Source organism: Okeania sp. SIO2B9, from assembly GCF_010672505.1.
Lineage (GTDB): Bacteria > Cyanobacteriota > Cyanobacteriia > Cyanobacteriales > Microcoleaceae > Okeania > Okeania hirsuta.
This window is the reverse complement of sequence record NZ_JAAHGK010000843.1, coordinates 1-3,454: the sequence shown is the minus strand read 5'-3', so window position 1 is coordinate 3,454 and position 3,454 is coordinate 1. Positions and strand designations below refer to the sequence as shown.

At 37.6% G+C, this 3,454-nt stretch carries 4 protein-coding genes; 3 read left to right on the top strand and 1 reads right to left on the bottom strand.

What is annotated here, in order from left to right:
* Positions 1-160 precede the first annotated feature (160 nt).
* Positions 161-961 carry a phycobilisome protein gene (locus F6K13_RS24340; protein WP_240038838.1) on the bottom strand — a complete coding sequence of 267 codons (801 nt, stop codon included), beginning with the start codon at positions 959-961 and terminating at the stop codon, positions 161-163.
* Between the two features lie 110 nt (positions 962-1,071).
* On the opposite strand from F6K13_RS24340, the gene F6K13_RS24335 reads away from it, so the two are divergent.
* From F6K13_RS24335 to F6K13_RS24325, 3 genes are all read left to right on the top strand, one after another.
* Positions 1,072-1,731, top strand: coding sequence for a HEAT repeat domain-containing protein (locus F6K13_RS24335; RefSeq protein WP_124143938.1), 660 nt, complete (start codon positions 1,072-1,074; stop codon positions 1,729-1,731).
* Positions 1,732-2,078: 347 nt separating this feature from the next.
* Positions 2,079-2,720, top strand: a complete 642-nt coding sequence (locus F6K13_RS24330; RefSeq protein WP_124143939.1) for a Uma2 family endonuclease — start codon at positions 2,079-2,081, stop codon at positions 2,718-2,720.
* A 142-nt stretch (positions 2,721-2,862) separates the two neighbouring features.
* Positions 2,863-3,138, top strand: coding sequence for a hypothetical protein (locus tag F6K13_RS24325; protein ID WP_205127284.1), 276 nt, complete (start codon positions 2,863-2,865; stop codon positions 3,136-3,138).
* Positions 3,139-3,454: the final 316 nt, after the last annotated feature.

Genomic DNA, 3,454 nt, shown 5'->3' with positions numbered 1-3,454 from the left:
TGACACAGCTAAAACTGTGCAATAGATTGTTATTTCTAGGTGTCTTTATCTCCCCTACTCCCCTACTCCTCTACTCCCTAATGCAAAAAATTAGGTGTGTCAGTCCACTACTGGAATTTCTTCCCTCCTGACTCCTGACTCCTGACTCCTGACTCCTTCTTCAACAAGTAGAAAACTGCTGTAATTTACTAACTAAATGGTCAAAATAAGGAGCTAATTCTGCTTGTTTTTCCTCGGAAAATCTTTTTAAGCTAGCCGTTTTAATTGCTTCTAAACCTAACACCATTGCTGATAGTGGTACAAGCAATTCTTGATAAAGTAAATTCATATAATGCAGACCTTCAGCACTGGTAAAATCTGTCCGATCGCCAGCAATTCCATAAGTAATACAACGTAAAAAATGCCAGAAGTCTCGCCAACAAGCTTCGGCTCGTGCTGGTGGATATAAATCGCCTCCTTCTGCTGTAATATTCGGATATTTTGCTAATACTTTTTCCCTAGCTTCATCAACTATTTCTGCTGCACAATCTCGAAGTAAACTAGCAGCTTCAAGAGAAAAAGTTGGCATTTTTGCATAATTTTTGAGTACCTGTAAATCATCATCTGTTAAATAACGACCTTCATCATCAGCCATTTGAAATAGTTGAATTACTTCTGTTGGTAAAACCTCTTCCCAAGTTTTAAAACTAACTATTCTCGCTTTAGGAATTAATTGTTTGGCAGCTTCAGTTAAAGGTGTAGGTTGTTGTAAACGCAGCTCTTTCAGGGTTTTATCAATAAAGGACAATTCTGGATGTTGTTCCAACTTGGCCATTACCTTGGCTTTAGGCATCTTAACTTTTTTCGCTGTTTCTATAGTGTCATTGACAATACGCTCTTTCAATTGCTCTAAACCTGTGATTACTTCTTCTATTTCTTGAACTTTTGGTGTTGAAGTATTGGCTTCTATAGTTTCAGACATAATGACTTTCTCATCAATTTTTGTATTTTTCTGAAATTTATCATCCCAGATTTAGGGATTAGTTGCTAGTATTTGTAAAGAAACGTAAATAAAATTAAGGAAGCCTTAACATGGAAATGAAGCAAATTCAGTTATACTTAAATAGCTCTGATTCTCAAGAGAGACTCAAAGCACTGACCGAGTTGAGAAATTATGAAAGCGAAATAGCAATTCCTTTGCTCATAACTAGACAGCGCGACCCAGAATTTATAGTACGTTCATTTGTAGCAATGGGATTGGGCAATAAACGCAGTCCAGAATCATTTAAAATCTTACTGGAAATGATGAAAAATGACCAAGACTACAATGTGCGAGCTGAAGCTGCAAACTCCCTATCTAAGTTTGGAGAAGAGTCAATTCCTCATTTACTGGAAACATTCCGTCAAGACGATAATTGGTTAGTGCGTCGGAGTATTCTTGCTCCTCTTACAGAAATGCCATTTCCTGAAGCACTCTATGAAGCATGTATTTGTGCGATCGCAGGTGAAGATTTGACTGTCAAGGAAGCTGCCATTCATGCTTTAGGTGCTTTGGCGGGAACAATTAAAGAAACTGAAGCTTTACAAAAACTTTTAGATTTTGTCAGTGCCAAATCTTGGATGACCCGGTTACGAGTTGTTCAGGCGTTAAGGAGATTTGAAAACCCTCAAGCAAAAGCAGCTTTAAGTTATTTGAGCAAAGATGAAGATCATAGGGTAGTAGCTGCAACTTTGGAGAGTTTCCTTAATTAAGACTCTCACTACACTCAAGGGAGTAGGGAGTAGGGAGTAGGGGCGAACGGCCCGATAGATGGTGTATGCAACGTCCGTAGGTCTTAAGGAACAAGGGGAAAGACGTTATATAGCAGTGCGCGCTGGTATATTTATAAATTGCAGGAGGTGCCCAATAGCTAAAAGTCTTATATGATTCCTACGGAATGCTTGCGCAAACGGCTTTTTATTCCCCTCCTGGGAGGGGTTAGGGGTGGGTTGCCTATTGCCTGTTGCCTGTTGCCTGCGCGCAGCGCTATAAAATCTTATTTGAGAATGTACTGGAGAATTAAATCAACATCTTGATTTGGGTTAAAAAAGGAGTTTCTATGAGTACCATCAAAACAAATCTGCCAACAAATACATGGGCGATCGCTACCTGGGATGAATTCATCGAAATGGCAAATAATCCTGCTTATAAAAAAGCTAAATGCTATTACCACAACGAGCAAATCAGAATTGAAACTATGCCAATAGGACCTGACCACTCCAGAAATAATGCAATTATTCTATTTGCAATTAATCTTTTTTGCACTATCAAAGGTCTTGCTTTTAATAGTTTAGATAACTGTAGCTATAGAATGACAGGTATCAGAGAGTGTCAACCAGATATATCTTATTATATTGGGAAACGAGCAGACTTGGCTCCAAAAGGAACAGCCATTACTAACCTCGACACTACGCCACCGCCAGATTTAGTTATAGAAGTTGCTGACTCTACTTTAGCTGATGATATTGGTCACAAAAGGTTACTTTACGAGGAAATACAAGTAGCAGAATACTGGGTGGTAGATGTACAAAAAGCACAAATTATTGCTTTTGCGATTATTGGTAATAATGGTAGCAGGCGTATTCGGGAGTCGGCAGTTTTACCAGGGTTAAGTATTGATATATTGGAAACTGCTTTAAGTCGCAGTCGCACGGAAGACCAAGCACAGATAGGGGGTTGGTTATTAGGGGAGTTTCAGTAATTTTCAAAAGTAATATAGCGCTACGCAAGTAGGGCACGGATTAATAATAATATTGCTGTTACTTTATTAAGTTAGTAGTATTATTTTTAAATAAAGATTATTAGAAATTCATGCTTAATGGCAAAAACACCTATTGATTTATATGGATAACGTCCGCAGTAAAGATATTGCTACTTACGTTATTGATAAAGAAATTTGGGTTAATAGCAGTTTTGAAGGTGGTATCTCCACATTTGCAGTTCCCAGAGGCGGTAAAAACTGGTGGAAATTAGAACGAGATACCGAGATTCCTTCAGCACTAACGCTGATTAATGATTACAATAATCACTGGTTATGGACTCCAAGTTATACTATGCCATTAGAAAAATATAAAGCAGTTCTTAGAGAAATAGGAACATATTTTAAAAAGATAACCTAAGCTATAAAAAGGTAGTAATGATTATTTTAGTAGGCTAACATTTTACCCAATTAGTAAACGAAGGAAATTTAACTATGAAATTATATCATGTCCGGTTGAATAATTAGACTTTGCTGGAAGGAAGGCAGGAGGCAGGAGGCAGAAGGTTTTATCCTATTGTCACCTTAATTTTATACACGCTCCGATGCTACCGGACATGATTTTATCTTATAAAGCAACACAATTTATTGTTGAGGCAATTGAATATCAAATAGCAGCTTATCAAAAACGTTTGGAGGAAATTGAAAATATAGATGAGGATGAGGCATCAGATATT